Consider the following 19527-nt stretch of genomic DNA (forward strand, 5'->3'; position numbering starts at 1 on the left):
CTGCCGACCTCGAGCCCTACCCACTTACGGGTGCGTTCTCTCGCGGAGGTGCCGGGGCGCCCGGTGGCGCCGGCCGTGGTATCTCCTGGGCCGCGCGTATCTCCCGGTCTGCCTGGACGTCGGCAAGGTCCGTCGCCGCCTGGTCGACGACCTTCCACAGGGCCGGGTCGTCCGAGTAGCCCGTGTGGCTGCCGACCCGGGGGAGCGGCTCGCCGTAGCGGAACCGGCTCGTCGGCGGGTCCGGCAGCCAGACGTCACGGCACACCGTCTCGGCGCGCACGTCCGCGCCGATGTAGTCGGTCAGGTAGGAGAGGTTCGTCCATTCCGTGACCCGCAGCCGCCGGAGAACCTCGCCGTTGAAGTAGGCGGGGAAGCCCCAGTGGTAGAGCTTGTGCAGTGGCGAGCCGAACGTCACGAGCGATACGAGATCTTTGGGGTCCCGATGGTCCGGCTGGGCGAGCGCCGCCGCGGCGAGGATGGAGCCCTGGCTGTGCGCGGTGATCAACGGCCGTCCGCCGTTGTCGTGCAGCCACCAGATCCGTCGCTGGAGCTCCGGCACCGCGCGCTCGGCATAGGAGGGCGGCGCCAGCGGGTGGTACGAGCGTGGCCAGAAGGTGCCGACGTCCCAGAGCACGCCGATGATCCGTCGCCGGTTCGGATCGCTCCAGCCCGTTCGCAGGAGCGCGGCGAGCAGGAGGGGAAGCGCGGCGGCGACCGTGGTGCTGATGCCGATCATCCACGGCTGTGGATCCGGGAGGGGTATCGCGGCCTGCGCGCCGCTCTCCCCGCCACCGGGCCAGATGCGGGCCCTCAGGAAGGGGACCCATATGTGGGCCTCCAGGGAGGCGACGAGGAAGAGTCCCATCGCGATCACACAGGTGAGCAGCAGGTCCAGGTCGAGAGCGGCCAGGGCGAGCCGCCGCCGGCCCGCCACCTTTCTGGACCACGACCGCACTCCCAGCACGTCGGCCGCGTTCGGGTCCCGAACCGCCTCGTCCGAGACCGTGGACGCCGCCCAGAGCGTGCTGTAGGGCGGCGGGGTGCGCCGTTCCTGCCGCACGTAGAAGGCCCGGATTCTTGCCCATGCCGGGCCGTGCACTGCCCGGAGATACAGGACCAGTTGCCATCCGAGGAACAGCAGCGTTATCGCCAGCGGCACGAAGATGAGGTACGGCATGATCGGCCGGATCACCTGGAAAACCGCGATGACGGGCTCTGCCTTCCCGTCGGGTTGATCTACATAGATCATTTTCTCGTAGTGGACCACACCGACCGTGTCCGCGATCCGGACCAGAAGCCCGATCATGAAGACGTTCAGAACGGCCACCGCGAGTGACATCACGATGAAGGGCGGCCCCCATCGGAATCCGTCGGAGGTTCTCCGTGTCACATATCCGATGACCGCGAGGGCGGCGGTGAGGACCAGTGCCGTTCCCACCCGCAGGCCGGGGACCTCGGCGAGGTGGATGATCCAGAGTGCCACCGCGATGACGACGGCACCGCTCACGACGGAGATGGCCGACCGGCGCCGGTTGCTCGAAGTGATCGAGCCCGCGATCACCATGACCAGGACGAACAGGAGCGCCAGGAAGACCACGGCGTAGGTGGCGTTGACGGCTTCCCGCATGCCCGGCAGTTCACCGTCCGCGCTTTTTGTCTTCGGCTGGGACCAAGCAAAGATCACAGAGGTCAGGAAGGCTCCTGACGCGATGAGGAGAAGCCCGCGCCCGAAAGTCTTGGGCCAGGATTTTCCCGTCTCCACGAGCAGCAGGACCACCGCCCCGAGGAGGACGAGCCCGCTCAGGGCCGGCACGATCAGGCCGAGTGGCTGGAATGCCATATCCGCGGGGACGAGCACCGTATCCGTGGCCGAATCGACCGGTTCGAAGGCCGTGCTCACGGTGGCGTGCACCGTGTAGGCGATCAGTCCCGCCAGCATGGCGACCGAGGCGGCGATGTGCGCGAGGCCCAGTCGTGAGGCCGTGGATCGGCCGTCCCAGAAGTCCGGGTGCGCCAGCCCGGCGGTCAGCGCGGCCGCACTGCGTTCGGGGGCGGAGCCGGACTCCGAACCCTTTTCGACGGGCGGTCTGACTGATTCATACCTTTTTGTCGATTTATAGGAAAGGAATCCAAGAAATGCGATGAGGAGAAGGGGTATGACCGCCGCCAGCAGGATTCGCCTGCCGGGGAAATCCTCGATGAGCCGGAAAGGCCGGAGTGCCCACGCATCCGTGCACATCACCTTGGCGCCGCACTGATATCCGATGTAGTCGATGAGGATCCACGTGACCAGCAGGACGGCGTTCAGGGTCAGCGCGAGCGCCGCCACGCGCATCGCCGCCCGGTAGGCGGCGAACGTCCGGGCACGGGAGAGGAGCTGGGACGGGAGCATCCATCCGGCCAGGTTCGCCAGCAGGAACGGCAGAAGCAGCAGCCACAGCACCCGGGTGCCGCTGCGCGAGGTGAGGCCGCCCCAGGAATAGGCCTCGACGTGGCGTCCTTTCGCGTCGGATCCGCGATAGAACCCCGCGATCGAGTCTCCGCCCACCTGTCGTGGCGCGAGATCATTGAGCATGGACTGAGGCTGCGTTCCGCCGACGCCGTGCACCCGGACCTCGGTCACACCGGCCAGCTCCGGATCACGCCGCGCCGGGTCCGCCGGGTCCGCCGGGGGGACTGGGGGGATGGTCATGGCGCGCTCCAGCTTTCACACGGTCGGCTCTGTCGTGATTGGGCGCGGCCTGGGCGTGCGGTTTCCCTGGATTCGACCATTCGCCTGGTTTTTATGCCGTACCGCGGACTCTGTCAATATCCCGTTATTACCACTTAACATTTCCCCGGCGGATCGGTGTCCCGAGCGTGGCCATCCCGACCGGCCGGAGGAAATGCCCTGGCTTTACGCGGCTGCTGGTAGGTTCTCGCGCGGAGGTGTCTGGGCGCCTGGTGGCCCCCGCGGTCTTCAAAACCGACGAGGCCGAGGTTCTCGGCCTGGCGGGTTCGATTCCCGTCCGCCTCCGATCTATTTTCGAACTGTGAACTCACGAAGGCACGTGCCGCGCACCGACGTCGTGCTCGCCGATCCGCGATTGGTCGCGGCGGAGGGGCGGCTGGGCCGGACCGTCGTCAAGGACGCCGTGGCGCAGGCCCAGCGGAGGGTACGGCAGGGCGGGCTCGACCCCGAGGAGGTCGCGGACGCGGCCGTGGCGGCGCTTCCGCCGTACGCCGCGAGCCTGCGAGCAGTGATCAACATGACCGGCGTGCTCGTCCACACCAACCTGGGCCGGGCGCCCCTGTCGGCCGCCGCGACGGAGGCGGCGGTGGCCGCCGCGGGCTTCACCGACGTGGAGTTCGATCTGGACACCGGGGCCAGGGCCCGCCGGGGGCGGGGCGCGATGGAGGCCCTCGCGCGGGCCGTCCCCGCCGCCGAGGACGTGCACGTGGTCAACAACAACGCCGCCGCGCTCGTGCTGGTCGCCACCGTGCTCGCCGCGGGGCGGGAGATCGTGATCAGCCGGGGTGAGCTGGTGGAGATCGGGGACGGGTTCCGCATTCCCGACCTGCTCGTCTCCACCGGAGCGAGGCTGCGCGAGGTGGGCACCACCAACCGCACGTCGTACGCGGACTACCTGGCGGCGGTCGGGCCGGAGACGGGGTTCGTCCTCAAGGTGCACCCGTCCAACTTCCGGGTCGAGGGTTTCACCGGTTCTGTTGGGATCGTGGAGCTCGCGAGGCTCTCGGCTCTCGGCGTGCCCGTCGTGGCCGACATCGGCTCCGGTCTGCTCGCCAGGGAGCCGCTGCTGCCCGGGGAGCCCGACGCGGCGAGCACGCTCAAGGCCGGGGCCGACCTGGTCACGGCCAGCGGCGACAAGTTGCTCGGCGGGCCGCAGGCAGGTCTGCTGCTCGGCCGCCGTGACCTGGTCGAACGGTGCAGACGGCATCCGCTCGCCCGTGCGCTGCGGGTGGACAAGCTGACCCTGGCCGCGCTGGAGGCCACCCTGCGCGGTCCCGCCACCCCGGTCCTGGAGGCGCTGCACGCCGATCCGGGGACGCTGCGCGACCGCGCCGAGGCGCTCGCCGCGAAGCTGGCCGGGGCCGGAGTCGAGGCGAGAGCCGTGGCGAGCGAGGCGACCGTGGGCGGCGGGGGAGCGCCCGGCGTGACGTTGCCGAGCGCCGCGATCAGCCTGCCCGAGCGGCTCGCCGCACCGCTGCGGACCGGGGCGCCCCCGATCGTCGGTCGGGTGGAGAGGGGGCGGCTCCTGCTCGACCTGCGGTCCGTTCCCGCCGGCCTGGACGGCGACGTGCTGCGCGCGGTTCTCGGGGTGAGCGGCTGATGCACGTCGTGCTGCGCATGGTTCTCGGGGTGAGCGGCTGATGCACGTCGTCGCCACCGCGGGCCACGTCGATCACGGAAAGTCGACGCTGGTGCGGGCGCTCACCGGGATGGAGCCCGACCGGCTGGAGGAGGAGCGGCGGCGGGGGCTGACGATCGAGCTCGGCTACGCCTGGACGACGCTGCCCTCGGGCGAGCGACTGGCCTTCGTGGACGTGCCCGGACACGAGCGGTTCCTCGCCACGATGCTGGCCGGGGTCGGCCCCGCGCCCGCCGTCATGTTCGTGGTGGCGGCGGACGAGGGCTGGATGCCGCAGTCGGAGGAGCACCTGGTGGCGCTGGAGGCCCTCGGCGTACGGCACGGCCTGCTCGTGGTGACCCGCGCCGACCTCGCCGACCCCGCGCCCGCCGTCCGCCAGGCGCGGGGTCGCCTGGCCGCGAGCGGCCTGGGCGGGGCTCCGGCGCTGGCGGTGAGCGGGCGCACGGGTCAGGGGCTCGACGAGCTGCGGAAGGCGCTGGACCGGCTGGTGGCCACGCTGCCCGAGCCCGATCCCGGGGCGCCGGTGCGGCTCTGGATCGACCGGGCGTTCAGCGTGCGCGGCAGCGGCACGGTCGTGACCGGAACCCTGCCGGCGGGCACGATCGCGACCGGAGACGAGCTGGCGCTTCCCGGCGGGCCGGTGCGGATCCGGGCGCTGGAGTGCCTGAAGGAGCAGGTGAGCTCGGCGACGGGTGTGGCGCGAGTGGCGCTCAACCTTCGCGGCCGGGTCGTTCCCGAGCGGGGACAGGCCCTGGTCACACCTGGTGCGTGGACGTATACCGACTTGGTCGACGCGCGGCTCTCCGGAGCCGGAGCGGCGGGCGGGGACCTGCCGGCGCGGCTGACCGCGCACATCGGGTCGGCGGCGGTGGTGTGCGAGGTACGGCCGCTCGGCGGGGAGATCGTACGGCTGCGCCTGGCCGCGCCGCTGCCGCTGCACGTGGGCGACGTGCTGCTGCTCCGTGATCCGGGCCGTGACCGGGGCGAGGTGAGGGTGCTCGCCGGGGCGAGCGTGCTGGACGTGCGCCCGTCCGCGCTGCGCCGCAGGGGCGCGGCACGGGATCGCGCGGCCCTGCTGGCGACGGCCGTACCGGATGAGGCGTTCCTGCTGGGTACGCACCGGCTGCTGCGCGCGGGCGAGCTGCTGGCCATGGGGTGCGCTCCCGCGGGGGCGCCGGTGTGCGGTGACTGGCATGCCGATCCGGCGTACTGGGCGCGGCTGGGGGAGCGGCTGGCCGAGGAGGTGCGGCGGCACGCCGCGGAGCACCCGCTGGAGCCCGGCCTGCCGCTGGAGGCGGCCCGCCACGAGCTCGGCCTGCCCGACCGGCGGCTGGTCGCGGCGCTGGTTCGATCACCGCTCGCCGTGACCGACGGACGGATCATGAGTGGGCCCGCGGGACTGCCCGCTCCGGTGGCCCTGGCCGTGAGGCGGCTCGGGGCGGAGCTGTCCGCGCGTCCCTTCCTGGCGCCGGAGGCCGGGCGGCTGGCCGAGCTGGGGCTGGGCCCCCGGGAGCTGGCGGCGGCCGTCCGGGCGGGGGGCCTGCTCCGCGTGGCCGACGGGATCGTGCTGCTGCCCGGCGCGGACGCCCGGGCTGCGGAGCTGCTCGCCCGCCTGCCGCAGCCGTTCACGGTCAGTCAGGCCAGGCAGGCCCTGAACACCAGCCGCAGGGTCGCGGTGCCGCTGCTGGAGCACCTTGATCGCAAAGGACTCACCGAGCGGATGGATGAGGTGCACCGCCGCTGCCGAATATCACCATCCGAATAGCAAAGAATGTCCATAAATGTCCGCTATGACCGACAGGTATATGTTTGATCCTGAAGGGAACCATCGTCTTCGGAGGGAGCGATGGCAGGTCATCTGCTGAGGAGACTGTTCGCGGAAGCCATGGGGACGACGCCGCTCATCGTCTTCGGCCCGGGTCCGGCTGTCGCCGCGCTCTTCGTGGGTAAAAGCCGGTTGGACTGCGCCGGAACAGGCCCTTTTTCCCTCCTCCGTGGTGATCGTTTCGGTCGTCCACGTATTCGGCGGCACCTCCGGCGCGCATCAATCCGGCCGTCACCATCGCACTCGCCGTGGGCCGGCGGTTCTCCTGGCGAGAGGTTCCGGACCACCTTGTGGCCCAGCTCGTCGGTGGGTTCCTCGCCGTCGCCGCCCTCTGCCGGCGGGCGGCCGAGCCGGGCCGATCGACTTTCCGATCACGTCGAGTCCGGCACGCTTCCGCGATCCGGGCCTTCGGGGCGGGGAGGTGATCGCAGGACTGCGTGACAGCGGCCAGACGGCCGACCTACAGGCGCTTTCGGCAAGGAGGGAAAACGTTATGCCGGGCAATAAGGGTGTCGTCTATGAGGGACCGGGCAAGGTCGAGGTGCACACCACCGACTTCCCCGAATTCGAACTCAAGGACGGGCCGGGGGTCAATCCCGCCAACGTGGGACGTAAGGTCCCGCACGGCGCGATCATCAAGGCCATCGCGACGAACATCTGCGGTAGCGACCAGCACATGGTCCGAGGCCGTACCACCGCGCCCCAGGGCCTCGTCCTTGGCCATGAGATCACCGGCGAGGTCGTCGAGACCGGTCCCGACGTGGAGTTCATCAAGGTCGGCGATCTCGTCTCTGTGCCGTTCAACATCGCCTGCGGCCGCTGCCGCAACTGCAAGGAGGGCAAGACAGGCGTCTGCGAGAACGTCAATCCGGACCGCCCCGGCTCCGCGTACGGCTACGTGGACATGGGCGGCTGGGTCGGAGGACAGGCCGAGTACGTCCTGGTCCCCTACGCCGACTGGAACCTGCTCAAGTTCCCGGACAAGGAACAGGCGATGGAGAAGATCCTCGACCTGGCCATGCTCGCGGACATCTTCCCCACGGGCTTCCACGGCTGTGTCACCGCCGGAGTGAAACCGGGATCGACCGTCTACGTCGCGGGAGCCGGTCCGGTCGGGCTCGCCGCGGGCGCCTCGGCGTTCCTCCTCGGGGCCGCCGTGGTGATCGTCGGCGACCTGAACAAGGAGCGCCTGGAGCAGGCCCGCAGCTTCGGCTGCGAGACCGTCGACGTGTCCCAGGGCGAGCCGGGGGACCAGATCGAGCAGATCCTCGGCGTTCCCGAGGTGGACTGCGGGGTCGACGCCGTCGGCTTCGAGGCTCGCGGCCACGGCGCCGACGCGGATACGGAACGCCCCGCCACCGTGCTCAACACGCTCATGGAGATCACCAGGGCGGGTGGCGCGCTCGGTATCCCCGGCCTGTACGTGACCGGTGACCCAGGCGCCCAGGAAGAGTCCGCCAAGCACGGATCGCTGTCCATCAGGCTCGGTCTTGGCTGGGCCAAGTCGCTTTCCTTCACGACCGGTCAGTGTCCCGTCATGCGATACAACCACCAGTTGATGATGGCGATCCTGAACGACCGGGTGCAGATCGCGAAGGCGGTCAACGCCATCCCGATCCCGCTCGACCAGGCCCCCCAGGGTTACCAGGAGTTCGACCAGGGAGCCGCGTCCAAGTTCGTGCTGGACCCGCACGGCATGCTCGCCGGATCCAGGTAGGGCGCCCGGCCTTCTCTCGCCGGGGTGAGCATCTCCGTGACCGGGGCGGCGGCGTGGGCATCGCTCACCGGGCATCCGGGTCCGTGACCGGGGCGACGGTGTGGACATCGCTCACCGGGCATCCGGGTCCGTGACCGGGAGGACGGTGTGGGCATCGCTCACCGGGCATCCGGACGGATCCGGATGCCCGGTGGTACCGCGACGGCCCGGAAAGGCGGAAAACGACGGCCCACCGGTCCCCACCTCACAGGTGCGGCCTCGTGTCGCGTTTCCTCCCCGGCGCGAACGCCGAGCCATCCACGCCAGAGGAGAGCGATGACCGACCTGATGACGGTGTCGCCGACGCCGGTTCACCGCCTGCCCCGGCTGGCCGAGGCGCTCGACATGGATCCGGGCTGCCTGTGGGTCAAGCGTGAGGATTTGACCGGTCTCGCCGGTGGCGGCAACAAGGCCCGCAAGCTTCAGGTCCTGCTCGCCGACGCGCTGGCAGGCGGGTGCGACTGCCTGGTGACCGGTGGCGGCGCCCAGAGCAACCACGCCCGCATGACCGCCGCGGCGGCCAACATCGCGGGGCTCGGCTGCGAGCTGCTGCTCACCCGCCGGCCGGATTCGTTCGACCCGGGCGGAAACGTACTGCTCGACCGGGTGCTGGGAGCCACGATCCACTGGGTGGAGGGCACCGTCCTGCCCTACGCCGAGCTGGAGTCGGCCATCCGGGAGCACAGCGAGAAACTGGTCCTGGAGGGCCGCCGGCCGTACGCGCTCCCGATCGGAGGCTCCTCGGCCCTCGGCGCCCGGTCGTACGCGGAGGTGGCGCGGGAGCTCGACAACCTGATCGATCCCGACCTCGTCGTGGTGGCCACCGGCTCTGGCGGGACACACGCCGGCCTGGTCGCGGGCTTCGGCGATCACTGCCGGGTCCTGGGAGTCGACGTCGGCGCGCGTCCCGCCCTGGCCACGGCGGTGGAGGAGCTCGCGGTGGCCGCGGCGGCGATGGCGGGGCTGTCCCGGCCCAGCGGATCCTGCCAGCTCGACACCGGCCAGACGGGAGGCGGCTACGGCGTGCCGGGCGAGGCGGCGCGTGAGGCCCTGCTCACGGCGGCGCGCACCGACGCGCTCCTTCTCGACCCCGTCTACACGGCAAAGGCGATGGCGGGCCTGTTCGCCGCGCGCCGATCGGGGCGCATCGGCCGGACCACCCGCGTCGTCTTCATGCACACCGGCGGGCTGCCCGGGCTGTTCACGCGGAGATTCACCGAATGGCTGACCGGGGAGAGCCGATGACTCACCGTCTCTCAGCGATCCTTGTCGCCCATGCGGACGATCTGGAAACCCGTCGTGGCGAGGATGCCGGGCAGGCTGCGGACGGCGGCGCGATCCTTTTCCCGGGAGGGTTCCGGCAGGCGGCTCCAGTCCTCCAGGTCGGGGTGATGCTTGCCGGCGTCGTCGCGGAGCGTGCCGTACGTCCAGCCGTCCGCGACCCGTTCGCGCACCCAGCGCTGGTGCTCCATGACGGCGAGCCGTTCGATCTCCTGGGGGGTGAAGGCGAACGCGAACCCGGGATCGACCCGTGGAGCGAGGACCCCGTCGACGGCCTTGAGCTTGCGGCCGATGTCCGCGGCCTGCTCGCAGTTGGCCTTCCTCAACGACGCCGGCAGCTCCTCCCAGGAGACCATCGCGGTGTTGCCGTGCGGTGAGTCGCCCCTGATCAGGCATTCGTGGAGATAGTTCTCGTGTATCGCCCTCGCCAGCTGCTCGATCAGGTCCTCGCCGATCAGCCGGGGGTCACCGGCCTCGTCGGTGACGGCGAAGACCTGAAGGGTGCCGTTGAGGTTCTCCAGCAGGTTGAGGCCGTCGAAGGCGTCGCCGACCATGCCCTGATCGACCCTGATCACCATCGATTTCGGCGCCCGCGTCCACAGCCGCAGGGCGGTCAGCGCGGTCTTCAGGGCCAGGTCCTCGTCGTGATGGCACACGTACACCCGATGGGGCGGGTCGGCGGGGACGTAGACGCCCTGGTCGATCCGGCCGGGATCCACCGTGTGGAGATCCAGGTTCGCGTCGACGAACTCGTACCGCCGGCGCAGGGCCGGCAGGATGCTCTCCGCGCGGGCGTCGACGACGGTTACGGGCAGAGGGGGCTGCGTGGACGGATCCCGCAGCCGCCAGCGGCGGGCCAGCTCGACGATCAGCGCGAGGCCGAAGTCGTCGAGGCCGATCAGCGTGATCGGCAGGCACTCCTCCACGGGATATCGGTCGAGGAGCACGCGCGCGGCGAGCTGGTCGAGGTTGAAGAAGTCGAGGCGGAGTCCGGGCGGGTCGGGCATGCCGAGCCGGCGGGCCCGCAGCGCCGTGCAGAGATCCAGGTCCGGGATCAGCGCGTACGCCCTGAGCACTCCCGGCGTCGTCTCCGCCAGGGTGTGGGCGGCCATGACGATCCCGGTGTTCGTGAAGCTGCCCGCCTCGCACGCGTAGAGGACTTCCGCGCGGTGCACTCCCGCCGCCCGCAGCACCTTGGGATCGCGCGGGTCTCCTGTCACGTGGAGCACCCGGGGATAACCCGTCATGGTGACCGGCGTCGTGGTGACGACGACAACGCGGCGGCCCTCGGCGTGAAGCTTCCCGATCAGCGCCTGCGCGGCCGGGCCGTCCCCGCAGACGACGGTGTGGTGCCGTGACTCACGTGCTCTGAGCCGTCGTATCTCGGCCGTCAGCAGCAGGCGCGTGGTCTCGATGAGCGCGTAGATCGCCACGGCCGGAGCGGCGAAGCGCGCGAACTGCAACGTCCAGGGGAGCGGATCCTCCGCGTCGAGCGGGGGCGGCTCGAGGACAAAAAGTTGAAGGGTGGAGTAGAGGACGTCGAGTGGGGAGTGGGCGAACTCGGCGTGGAGCGTCAGGTAGGAATGCATTCCCACATAGCCCACCACCAGAGTGCCGGCCGCGAGGATCGCGAACGTCACGCGTAGGGCGGCGAAGGGGGTTTGCACGCGACCCCCTTCTCGCGGCGTTATCCGGAAAGACCGGAACGGCGTTTACCGTACAGAAAGAATTGGACGCTAAAAAGGTTCCTTTACCACTAGTAGTTCGGATCTTTCGCCGCTGTCAAGATGCGATCTTATGAATGGCCCGGAGGCTCCGCCCATACGGTGGGGTCACGGCTGGGAGCGTGCCTTGCTCTCTCGGATCAGTTCGGCGTACCGGTGGCCGCTGGCCTTGACGGTCCGGACCTGGGTGTCGAAGTCGACGTGGACCAGGCCGAAGCGCTTGTCGTAGCCGTAGGCCCACTCGAAGTTGTCCAGGAGCGACCAGGCGAAGTATCCGGCCAGGGGGACACCCTGGTCCATCGCGCGGGCACAGGCCGCGAGGTGGTCCTCCAGATGAGTGACGCGCTCACGGTCGTCGATCACACCGGCCGGATCGATCACGTCGTTCCAGGCGGAGCCGCTCTCGGTGACGAAGATCTGCTTGGCCCCGTACTCCCGGGTCAGGCGCACCAGGAGCTGCTCGAGCCCCTCGGGGTAAACCTCCCAGCCCATCGCGGTGGTCGTCGCACCGGGCACCTCGACCTGGCGGATGTGCGGGGCGGGGCCGCCGGGGTCGTCGGCGATGATCTGGCGGAAGTAGTAGTTCACCCCGTGGTAGTCCAGCGGGGCGGCGATCGTCTCCAGGTCGCCCTCCTGGATGGGCAGGTCGACGCCGTAGAGCTTGACCATGTCCTCGGGGTAGCCGCGGCCGGCGATCGGGTCGAGCCACCAGCGGTTGATGTGGCCGTCGGCGCGCTCGGCGGCGGCCCGGTCCTCATCGCTGTCGGTGGCGGGCTCGCAGGGGCTCAGGTTGTTGACGATTCCGATCGACGGGGTGCGCTGCGCCGAGGCGCGGATCGCCTGGGTGGCGAGACCGTGGCCGAGGTGCAGGTGGTAGGAGGTGCGCACGGCCGCGGTCAGGTCGGTCACCCCGGGTGCCATCGAGCCCTCGAGGTGGCCGAGCCAGGAGGAGCAGAGCGGCTCGTTGAGGGTGGTCCAGTCGGTGACGCGGTCGCCGAGCGCACCGGCGACCACGGCCGCGTACTCGGCGAAGCGGTAGGCGGTGTCCCGCTCAGGCCAGCCACCGAGGTCCTGCAGCCCCTGCGGCAGGTCCCAGTGGTAGAGGGTGACGAACGGGCGGATCCCGGCCTCCATGAGGCCGTCGACCAGCCGATCGTAGAAGGCGATCCCCTTCGGGTTGACCGGGCCGGAACCGGTCGGTATCACCCGGGGCCACGCCACCGAGAAGCGGTAGGCGTCCACGCCGAGCTTCCCGAGCAGGCCGAGGTCCTCGGGCCAGCGGTGGTAGTGGTCGCAGGCCACATCGCCGGTGTCGCCGTTGTCGATGGTACCCGGGACGTGGCTGAACGTGTCCCAGATAGAGGGCAGCCGGCCGTCTTCCTGGGCCGCGCCCTCGATCTGGTAGGCCGCGGTGGCCACGCCCCAGGTGAAGTCGGGGCCGAAGGCGGACTGCGAATCCATATGTGAGCTCTCCTTGAGATGAAAACGGGTGTGACGCGGTCTCGCCCGGCGGGCTACTTGACCGCGCCCGCGGTGAGGCCCTGCACCAGGAAGCGCTGCAGGAGCAGGAAACCGGCCACTACGGGGATGCTGACCACGAGGGAGGCGGCCATCACCTGGTTCCAGTAGACGTCGTTCTGGGTGGCGTATCCCTGTAGCCCGACGGCCAGGGTGCGGGTGGAGTCGTCGGTCATCACCGAGGCGAAGAGCACCTCTCCCCACGCGGTCATGAAGGCGTAGACGGTGACCGCCACGATGCCCGGCATCGCGGCGGGGATGACCACCCGCATCAGGGCGCCGATCGGCCCGCTGCCGTCGACCTGGGCGGCCTCGTCCAGCGCGATGGGGATGGAGTCGAAGTAGCCGACCAGCATCCAGATGGAGAACGGCAGCGAGAAGGTCAGGTATGTGATGATCAACCCGGTGAGGCTGCCGTAGAGGTTGATGCCGATGACGTTGCTGAGGTTCACGAAAATCATGAAGAGCGGCAGCAGGAAGAGGATGCCGGGGAACATCTGGGTGGACAGCACGGTGACGGAGAAGATCCTCCGGCCGGGGAACTTGAAACGGCTGATCGCGTAGGCGGCGAAGATCGCCACCGTCACCGACGCCAGGGAGGCGACCGTCGCCACGACGAGGCTGTTGCCGAAGTAACGGGCCAGCGGGATGGTCTTCCAGATGTCGACGAAGGGCCGCAGGCTGATCGTGGTGGGAAGCCAGTGGAAGTCGCCCTGCACGTCGCTCAGCGGCTTGATCGCCGAGGTCACCATCACGTAGATCGGAGTGAGCGTGAACAGGCTGAGGAAGCCGAGACCGATCCAGCGGGCCCAGGGCAGCCAGCGGGGCTCACGCATCGCTCCTCCTTCGCGAGGTCGCCACCAGATAGATGGAGGTCACCACCAGCAGGAACAGCAGGAGCAGCACGGACATCGCCGAGCCGGAGCCGAAGTTCCAGGTGACGAACGAGCTCTGGTAGATGTGAATGGAGATCAGGTCGGCTTGTTCCGGCGCTGACTTTCCGAAGAGCACGTAGGGCGTGTTGAAGTCGTTGAAGGTCCACAGGAACAGCACCAGGACCACGACCTGGTTGACGGGGCGCAGCATGGGCATGGTGATCGAGCGCAGTTGCCGCCACCAGCCGGCCCCGTCGATCGCCGAGGCCTCGTAGAGGTCGCCGGCGATGTTCTGCAGCCCGGCCATGAGCACCAGGAAGGCGAACGGCCAGGTCCGCCAGACGCAGACCACGATCAGCGAGATGAAGCTGTTGTCGCCGATGAGCCAGAACGGGCGGTCACCGGCATCGGCCAGGTGGAGCTGGACGAGGATGTGGTTGACCAGACCCGAGTCGCGCTGGAGCATGAAGCTCCAGGTGATCACCCCGGCGTAGACGGGGAGCGCGTAGGGGACCAGGAACAGCGCGCGGAGCACGCCCCTGCCGCGGAAGGCGCCCTGCATCAGGACCGCCCCCATGGTGCCCAGCAGCCACGACAGGGCGACCGTCAGCACGGTGAAGACGACGGTGACGAGGAAGGAGTGGAGCAGGGAGCTGCCCACCGCGGAGTCGAAGTCGACCGCGATGCGGTAGTTGGACAGCCCCACGGACGGAGCGGCCGACCAGTTCCGGAGATAGAACTGGGTGAGCTTGAGGAAGCTCATCCAGATGCCGATCACCATCGGCACCACGTGGATGAGGAGTTCCAGGAGGATCGCCGGAAGGATCAGCAGGTACGGCAGGCTGAGACGGCGAAACCGCACCGGGATCCGGGCGAAGATCCTTCCTCTGCGCCGATGCGGGGCGCCGGAAGGCGGACCGGCCCCGCGCCCCGCATCGGGGCGGGGCGTGGTGGACACGACCATGAACATCATCTCGATCTCGTGAAATAGGTTATCGGTGCCGGGCGGATCGCCGCCCGGCACCGCGTCTGGAACGAAGAGATCAGCCGCCGGCCTGCATCTGCTCGTTCGCGTCGGTCAGCTTGGACTTGACGTACTCATCGGTGATCGGCGTGCCACTGGCCGCGTCCGCGAACATCTTGTTCATGGCCGTTCCGACCAGGGTCTCGAACTGGCTCTCCTCGGCCACCTGGGGCAGCGGGGCCGCCGTGGTGCCGAGGATCTCCTGGAAGGTCTTGATCATCGGAGTCTGGAACGCCGGGTCGTCATAGGCGTCCGTGACGGTGGGGAGCGAGCCGTAGGTCTTGTTCAGGGTCTGCTGCGTCTCCTTGCTCGTCATGAACTTGACGAACTGCAGGGCCGCGTCCTGGTTCTTGCTGCTCTTGAAGATGGCCAGGTTGATGCCGGCCACCATGCCGTTGACCTGCTTGCCGCCCTGGGCGGGGTCGGGCAGCGGGATGGGGGCGAGGCCGTAGTCCTCATCGGTCATGCCGGCGGCCTTCGTCTGGCTGGCGATGGACTGCCACATCAGCATCGCGGCCTTGCCGGAGGTGAAGTCCTGGACGGCCTCGGTGCCGTTCGAGTATTCGGCGTTGCTCGGGTTGACGATCTTGTGTACGGCCATCAGGTCCAGGTACTGCTTGATCGCGGCGACCTGCTTGGGGGAGTCGAACTGGGGCTTGCCGGTGGCGTCGAACAGGTCCGAGCCGTGCTGCTGGCCGAAGATGAAGGCGTGGTGGGCGTTCTCGCTGACGCTGGCACCTTCCACGGCCAGGCCCCACTTGTCACCCTTGGTGAGCTTCTTGCCGTCGGCGATCAGCTCGTCCCAGGTCTTCGGCGGCTCCGCGATGCCCGCCTCGCTGAACAGCTTCTTGTTGTAGAAGAGGCCGTAGGTCATCCCGTAGATCGGGAGCGCGGTGGGCGGCTGCCCCGCGGCGCCGGTGGCGGCCAGGCTCGGGCCGAGGAAGCGCTCCTTGCCTCCGACCTTTGCCAGCAGCGCGTCGTCCCAGGGGACGAAGGCGCCGGTGGCCTGCAGCGAGGCGGACCAGGTGTTGCCGATGTTGAGTACGTCCGGGCCCTGCCCGGAGGTGGTGGCGGCGAGGATCCGGTTGAGCAGGTCGGCCCAGGGAACGACTTCGAGGTTTACCTTGATGCCGGTCTGCTTCTCGAATTTGTCCAGCTCGGGCTGGAGCACCTGCTTGTCGTTGTCCAGGCTGGTGCCCTGGTTGGACGCCCAGTAGGTGAGCGTCTTGGGCGCGGCGGCCTCCGTGGATCCGCCGGCTGCGCCGGATCCGGTGTCGTCGCCGCCGCAGGCGGCGGCGGAGAGCGTGAGCGCTCCCGCTATCGCGATGATGCCGAGCTTTCGTATCTGCACAGTCGTTCTCTCAATCGGTCGTGACCCCGGGCTGGGTGGAGGCCGGAGCCGGTTTTCCGTGGTGCGTGAGCGGCATGACCGCTGTATCTGCGAGGGGCCTCCGGGGCTGTGGGGCCCGTCCCGGCGGGTCCGGAGGCCTCAGACCTCAGTGATCATCGGGGGTGCCCGCACGAGGTGGTCGGTGGTCCTGTCTGGTGGGGATCGCCGAGGAGGCCGGCCGGGCTGTGCGCGGCGTCATCGGAGAAGGAGGAGGCCGTCACGTCCTTGCCCACCGGCAGCAGCCTGCCGGCGGACGTGGCCAAGCCGACGGCGGGGGGACCGGATGTGGTCACCGCGATCGGGGTGGCGAGCAGGCGCCGGGGGCGCCTGCCAGGACTTCGGGATGGGTACACGGCCTCTTCCTTGGAGCGGGGTGTCTGCCGCGGTGCAGGGCGGCGTGACGGGAGAGCGCTCTCCAGATGGAGAGTGCTCCTGTGCATCAGGGGCTGTCAAGCCTCCCCCTGGCTGTTCCCCGTCTTGAAGCCCACTTGGAAGGGATTAAATCCCCTAATGGGCGAATTTTTCCGTCTTGTTATCGCTGTGTAACCACTGAGTGTACGAAACCAGGGGAAGATGGACGCTCAGGGAGCGCTCTCTGACCGCCGGACCGCCCGGTGGACGACGCCGGTGGAGGGCGGAGGGCCCCACTCCCTTCGCGATCCCGTTTCTCCCGCGTGAACAGCGGGTTTCGGATTGGGCGAGGGCTGAGTCTTGACAGCTCCCGATGCCTGGGTCCACTCTTTCTGGAGAGCGCTCTCCCGTCCTGTCGCCATACGCGGCGGCAGGCACCCCACTGTTTCTGAGGATCTCCGCCTCCATGGCGAAGCCGGCATTCGAGGCCCCCAACAGGGCACTCAAGGAGTAACTGGACGTGGCCCCTCACCGACGTGCTCACCCGGGCGGCGTCGGATCGATCACCCGTATGCGCGGATCGTCCGCCGGATAGCCCAGCTGCCGGATGAGGTCGGAGGTCCCGCCGCGGCCGTCGCCCGGCTGTCCGTCCCAGACGACGACCGCGTACGGCCTGCGGGCGAGACGGTGGGCCATGTCGATCATCCACTCGTTGGCGCGGTCGAACACCTCACCGTCGGCGGACGCGTCGACGACCCCCTCGGGCAGCTGCCTGACCTCGGCGACCTTGAGCAGGCGGCGGAACCGCTCACGCCATTCGGTACCCGGCAGGTCCACCGAGCGTCGTTCGAACTCCTCGGGTGGCAGCGCGAGGCAGAGCACGACGCGGGCGCCGCGGGAGTGCCCCTCCTCGGCCGCGATGATGTCCGCGCCGCGGGCACCACCGCAGATCACGATCGCGCCCGGCCCGACGCGCCACTCGTCGAGGGCTCCACCCACCAGATCCGTCACCCACGGAACGCGTGAGGGGGGAAAGCGGGGGCTCGGCCGATCGGGTCTGTCGACCAGATGACCGCTCGCGAGCACCACGGGAGTTGTCGCGCCGGCGTCCCGCACGCCGCGGTGAGCGACGCCTCCGGCATCCGTACTTCCGGCGCCCGCGCCTCCGGCCCTTGCACTTCCGGCGCCCGTGCCTTCGGCATCAGTGCCCCCGGTCGTCCGTGTGGGCTCGGGCCGGCCTTCTGGTCGATCGTCGTTTCGAGCCGTCACGCGGTAGTGCCTCCCTGCCGGATCTGCCTGGTCCTCCGCGACGAGGATGTGCCCTCTTCGTGTCGCCGCCGTCGAGGGCGGGCTCGCTCGTCGCCCAGGTTTATGCCCCGGGGCCCGGCGCGCCACCGTCGTCTCTGATCGAACGGCGGCGCCGGCGCGTCATGAGGCGGAATTCGCCACCGGGTGACGGCGGCTCCGTGCCCGCCGGGGCACTCCGTGAATATCTCGGTCGTCACCGATGATCGAAATGGGATGGGTGGCGGGGATCTTTATAACAAGTAATGACAAATACTGAGCAAAACAGTCCAATGCATGAGATCGCCGACCCGCGATGCGCCTTGATGGTCCTCTGGCTCTAATTTAAGATAATTCCTATCAATGGAGTAGGGAAAGCGGGAAGGTGGCGATTTTGCGCGCACTCATCCTCTTGGGCATCGTCGGTTTTGTGGCGCAGCTCGTCGACGGCAGCCTGGGCATGGCCTATGGCGTCACCTCGACGACCTTGCTGCTGGCGGTCGGTACCAACCCCGCCGCCGCGTCGGCCACCGTCCACCTCGCCGAGATCGGCACCACCCTGGCCTCCGGCATCTCCCACTGGCGCTTCGACAACATCGACTGGAAGGTCGTCGCCAAGATCGGCATCCCCGGCGCCGTCGGCGCGTTCGCCGGAGCGACGTTCCTGTCCGGCCTCTCCACCGAGGTCGCGGCCCCGATCATGTCGATCATCCTGCTGACGCTGGGCGCGTACGTCCTGATCCGCTTCACCGCCTTCGGCCTGCCGCGCGGCAACCTGGGCAAGCCGTTGCGCAAGCGCTTCCTCGGGCCGCTCGGCCTGGTCGCGGGCTTCGTCGACGCCACCGGCGGCGGCGGATGGGGACCGGTCGGCACCCCCGCCATCCTGGCCAGCGGCCGTATCCCCCCGCGCAAGGTGATCGGCTCCATCGACGCCAGCGAGTTCCTCGTCGCCATCGCCGCCAGCATCGGCTTCTTCTTCGGTCTCGGCTCCGAGAACATCGACTTCGCCTGGGTCGCCGTCCTGCTGCTCGGCGGCGTCATCGCCGCCCCGATCGCCGCCTGGCTGGTGCGCCACATCCCGCCGCGCATCCTGGGCTCGGCGGTGGGCGGTGTGATCATCCTGACCAACGTGCGCACCCTGCTGCGCAGCGACATGGTCAATGCCCCCGGCAACGTTCAGACCGCCACCTACCTCGCCATCGCCGTCATCTGGGCGGCGTCCATCGCCTACTCGCTCCGCGAATACCGCCGCGACCGCGACAACGAGTCGGTCGAGGCGATCGAGGGGCTGGAAAGAGGTCCGGTCGTGGAAGGGGCGGCGGGCTCCACTCGCTGAACGGGCCCACGGCCGAACGGGTCGAGGGCGGCGAGTCGAGGGTCGACGGCTGAACGGGTCGAGGGCCGAACGGGTCGAAGGTGGCGAGTCGAAGAGGTGGCGAGTCGAGGGCCGACGGTTGAACGGGTCGACGGCCGAACGGGTTGAGGGTCAAGGGAGCGGCGGGTCGAGTCCGAGCGGCTCGCCGGTTCAGGCGAGCCGCTCGGTGATCTCCGAGATCTGGGCGCTCTGGTCGTCGACCATCTTCTTCGCCAGGTCACCGGTCGGGCCGTGCTGTCCCAGGGCGACCACGATCTGCGCCATCTGGACGCCGCTGCCGAGATGCTTGCCCAGCACGCTCAGCCACAGCTTGTCGAAGTCGGCACCGGACCTTCTCCTCAGGGATGAGATCTGCGTGGCGGACAGCATGCCCGGCATCTCGTGGAGGGCATCGTCGTTCCTCGCCGGAACCTCGACCTTCCACGACCGGAGCCAGCCGGACATGAGCTCGATGTCGGCCGACTCGCCCTTCTTGATCTTCTCCGCCAGTTCGCGCACATACGTGTCGGTGCTCCGGTCGGCCGCCAGCTCGGCGAGCTGGATCGTCTGCCAGTGATGGGTGATCATCTCCTGGGAGAAACGCACGTCCGCCTCGACCCGGGTGGGCGCACCGGCCGCGTTGGCCGCCGCGCCCGCGGGGGGCGGAGACACTTCGGCCGCGGCCGAGCACCCGGCGATCAGTGTGGTGGACATCAACACGACTGCGGCCAGAGACCGGTGCCTGTGTGATCGCCGGGTGCTCATGAGGATGCTG

At 69.2% G+C, this 19527-nt stretch carries 15 protein-coding genes and 1 tRNA gene; 7 read left to right on the top strand and 9 right to left on the bottom strand.

Going from position 1 to position 19527, the window contains the following annotated elements:
- Window positions 1-16 precede the first annotated feature (16 nt).
- Complete coding sequence (locus CHC08_RS11650) at window positions 17-2692, bottom strand: hypothetical protein (protein ID WP_089207251.1); 2676 nt, start codon at window positions 2690-2692, stop codon at window positions 17-19.
- Window positions 2693-2924: 232 nt separating this feature from the next.
- Between CHC08_RS11650 and CHC08_RS49465 the strand changes: the two genes are divergently transcribed.
- From CHC08_RS49465 to CHC08_RS11675, 6 genes are all read left to right on the top strand, one after another.
- A tRNA-Sec gene (locus CHC08_RS49465) sits at window positions 2925-3018 on the top strand.
- Between the two features lie 14 nt (window positions 3019-3032).
- Entirely contained in the window at window positions 3033-4331 is a 1299-nt protein-coding gene (selA, locus tag CHC08_RS11655; RefSeq protein ID WP_179281987.1) for an L-seryl-tRNA(Sec) selenium transferase, read from the top strand.
- Window positions 4332-4371: 40 nt separating this feature from the next.
- Window positions 4372-6135, top strand: a complete 1764-nt coding sequence (selB, locus tag CHC08_RS11660) for a selenocysteine-specific translation elongation factor (protein ID WP_089207253.1) — start codon at window positions 4372-4374, stop codon at window positions 6133-6135.
- Window positions 6136-6413: 278 nt separating this feature from the next.
- Window positions 6414-6620 (top strand): aquaporin, encoded by a 207-nt coding sequence (locus tag CHC08_RS49470; protein WP_089207254.1) that lies wholly within the window; start codon window positions 6414-6416, stop codon window positions 6618-6620.
- A 68-nt stretch (window positions 6621-6688) separates the two neighbouring features.
- Window positions 6689-7912 carry a formaldehyde dehydrogenase, glutathione-independent gene (fdhA, locus tag CHC08_RS11670; protein WP_089207255.1) on the top strand — a complete coding sequence of 408 codons (1224 nt, stop codon included), beginning with the start codon at window positions 6689-6691 and terminating at the stop codon, window positions 7910-7912.
- Between the two features lie 315 nt (window positions 7913-8227).
- On the top strand, window positions 8228-9196 hold the full coding sequence (locus CHC08_RS11675) for a 1-aminocyclopropane-1-carboxylate deaminase/D-cysteine desulfhydrase (protein ID WP_089207256.1): 969 nt from the start codon (window positions 8228-8230) through the stop codon (window positions 9194-9196).
- A gap of 11 nt (window positions 9197-9207) precedes the next feature.
- Here CHC08_RS11675 and CHC08_RS11680 read toward each other — a convergent pair whose 3' ends face one another.
- From CHC08_RS11680 to CHC08_RS11710, 7 genes are all read right to left on the bottom strand, one after another.
- Window positions 9208-10899, bottom strand: a complete 1692-nt coding sequence (locus CHC08_RS11680) for a RyR domain-containing protein (protein ID WP_089207257.1) — start codon at window positions 10897-10899, stop codon at window positions 9208-9210.
- Between the two features lie 165 nt (window positions 10900-11064).
- The gene (locus CHC08_RS11685; protein WP_089207258.1) at window positions 11065-12417 is read right to left on the bottom strand and encodes a GH1 family beta-glucosidase; all 1353 of its coding nucleotides are present in this window, start codon (window positions 12415-12417) and stop codon (window positions 11065-11067) included.
- A gap of 53 nt (window positions 12418-12470) precedes the next feature.
- A complete protein-coding gene (locus CHC08_RS11690) occupies window positions 12471-13310 on the bottom strand; it encodes a carbohydrate ABC transporter permease (protein WP_089207259.1) in 840 nt (279 codons plus the stop codon).
- Window positions 13303-14322: a carbohydrate ABC transporter permease gene (locus CHC08_RS11695; RefSeq protein WP_245878266.1), complete on the bottom strand. Its 1020-nt coding sequence runs from the start codon at window positions 14320-14322 to the stop codon at window positions 13303-13305. The genes CHC08_RS11690 and CHC08_RS11695 overlap by 8 nt, the downstream gene beginning before the upstream one ends.
- Before the next feature lie 70 nt (window positions 14323-14392).
- Window positions 14393-15724 carry a sugar ABC transporter substrate-binding protein gene (locus CHC08_RS11700; RefSeq protein ID WP_089207260.1) on the bottom strand — a complete coding sequence of 444 codons (1332 nt, stop codon included), beginning with the start codon at window positions 15722-15724 and terminating at the stop codon, window positions 14393-14395.
- A 152-nt stretch (window positions 15725-15876) separates the two neighbouring features.
- Window positions 15877-16116 carry a hypothetical protein gene (locus CHC08_RS11705; RefSeq protein WP_089207261.1) on the bottom strand — a complete coding sequence of 80 codons (240 nt, stop codon included), beginning with the start codon at window positions 16114-16116 and terminating at the stop codon, window positions 15877-15879.
- A 538-nt stretch (window positions 16117-16654) separates the two neighbouring features.
- Entirely contained in the window at window positions 16655-17125 is a 471-nt protein-coding gene (locus CHC08_RS11710; protein WP_089207262.1) for a hypothetical protein, read from the bottom strand.
- Window positions 17126-17792: 667 nt separating this feature from the next.
- On the opposite strand from CHC08_RS11710, the gene CHC08_RS11715 reads away from it, so the two are divergent.
- On the top strand, window positions 17793-18734 hold the full coding sequence (locus CHC08_RS11715; RefSeq protein WP_089207263.1) for a sulfite exporter TauE/SafE family protein: 942 nt from the start codon (window positions 17793-17795) through the stop codon (window positions 18732-18734).
- A 189-nt stretch (window positions 18735-18923) separates the two neighbouring features.
- On the opposite strand, the gene CHC08_RS11720 is transcribed toward CHC08_RS11715, so the two are convergent.
- Entirely contained in the window at window positions 18924-19466 is a 543-nt protein-coding gene (locus CHC08_RS11720) for a DUF305 domain-containing protein (RefSeq protein WP_179281988.1), read from the bottom strand.
- Window positions 19467-19527 lie beyond the last annotated feature (61 nt).

This window comes from Streptosporangium subroseum, from assembly GCF_900188345.1.
In the GTDB taxonomy this organism is placed as follows: Bacteria; Actinomycetota; Actinomycetes; order Streptosporangiales; family Streptosporangiaceae; genus Streptosporangium; species Streptosporangium subroseum.

Coding starts and splice junctions, on each gene's coding strand:
- CHC08_RS11650 (WP_089207251.1), bottom strand. CDS start 2,692: ATGACCATCCCCCCAGTCCCCCCGGCGGACCCGGCGGACCCGGCGCGG.
- selB (WP_089207253.1), top strand. CDS start 4,372: ATGCACGTCGTCGCCACCGCGGGCCACGTCGATCACGGAAAGTCGACG.
- fdhA (WP_089207255.1), top strand. CDS start 6,689: ATGCCGGGCAATAAGGGTGTCGTCTATGAGGGACCGGGCAAGGTCGAG.
- CHC08_RS11675 (WP_089207256.1), top strand. CDS start 8,228: ATGACCGACCTGATGACGGTGTCGCCGACGCCGGTTCACCGCCTGCCC.
- CHC08_RS11685 (WP_089207258.1), bottom strand. CDS start 12,417: ATGGATTCGCAGTCCGCCTTCGGCCCCGACTTCACCTGGGGCGTGGCC.
- CHC08_RS11690 (WP_089207259.1), bottom strand. CDS start 13,310: ATGCGTGAGCCCCGCTGGCTGCCCTGGGCCCGCTGGATCGGTCTCGGC.
- CHC08_RS11695 (WP_245878266.1), bottom strand. CDS start 14,322: ATGATGTTCATGGTCGTGTCCACCACGCCCCGCCCCGATGCGGGGCGC.
- CHC08_RS11720 (WP_179281988.1), bottom strand. CDS start 19,466: ATGTCCACCACACTGATCGCCGGGTGCTCGGCCGCGGCCGAAGTGTCT.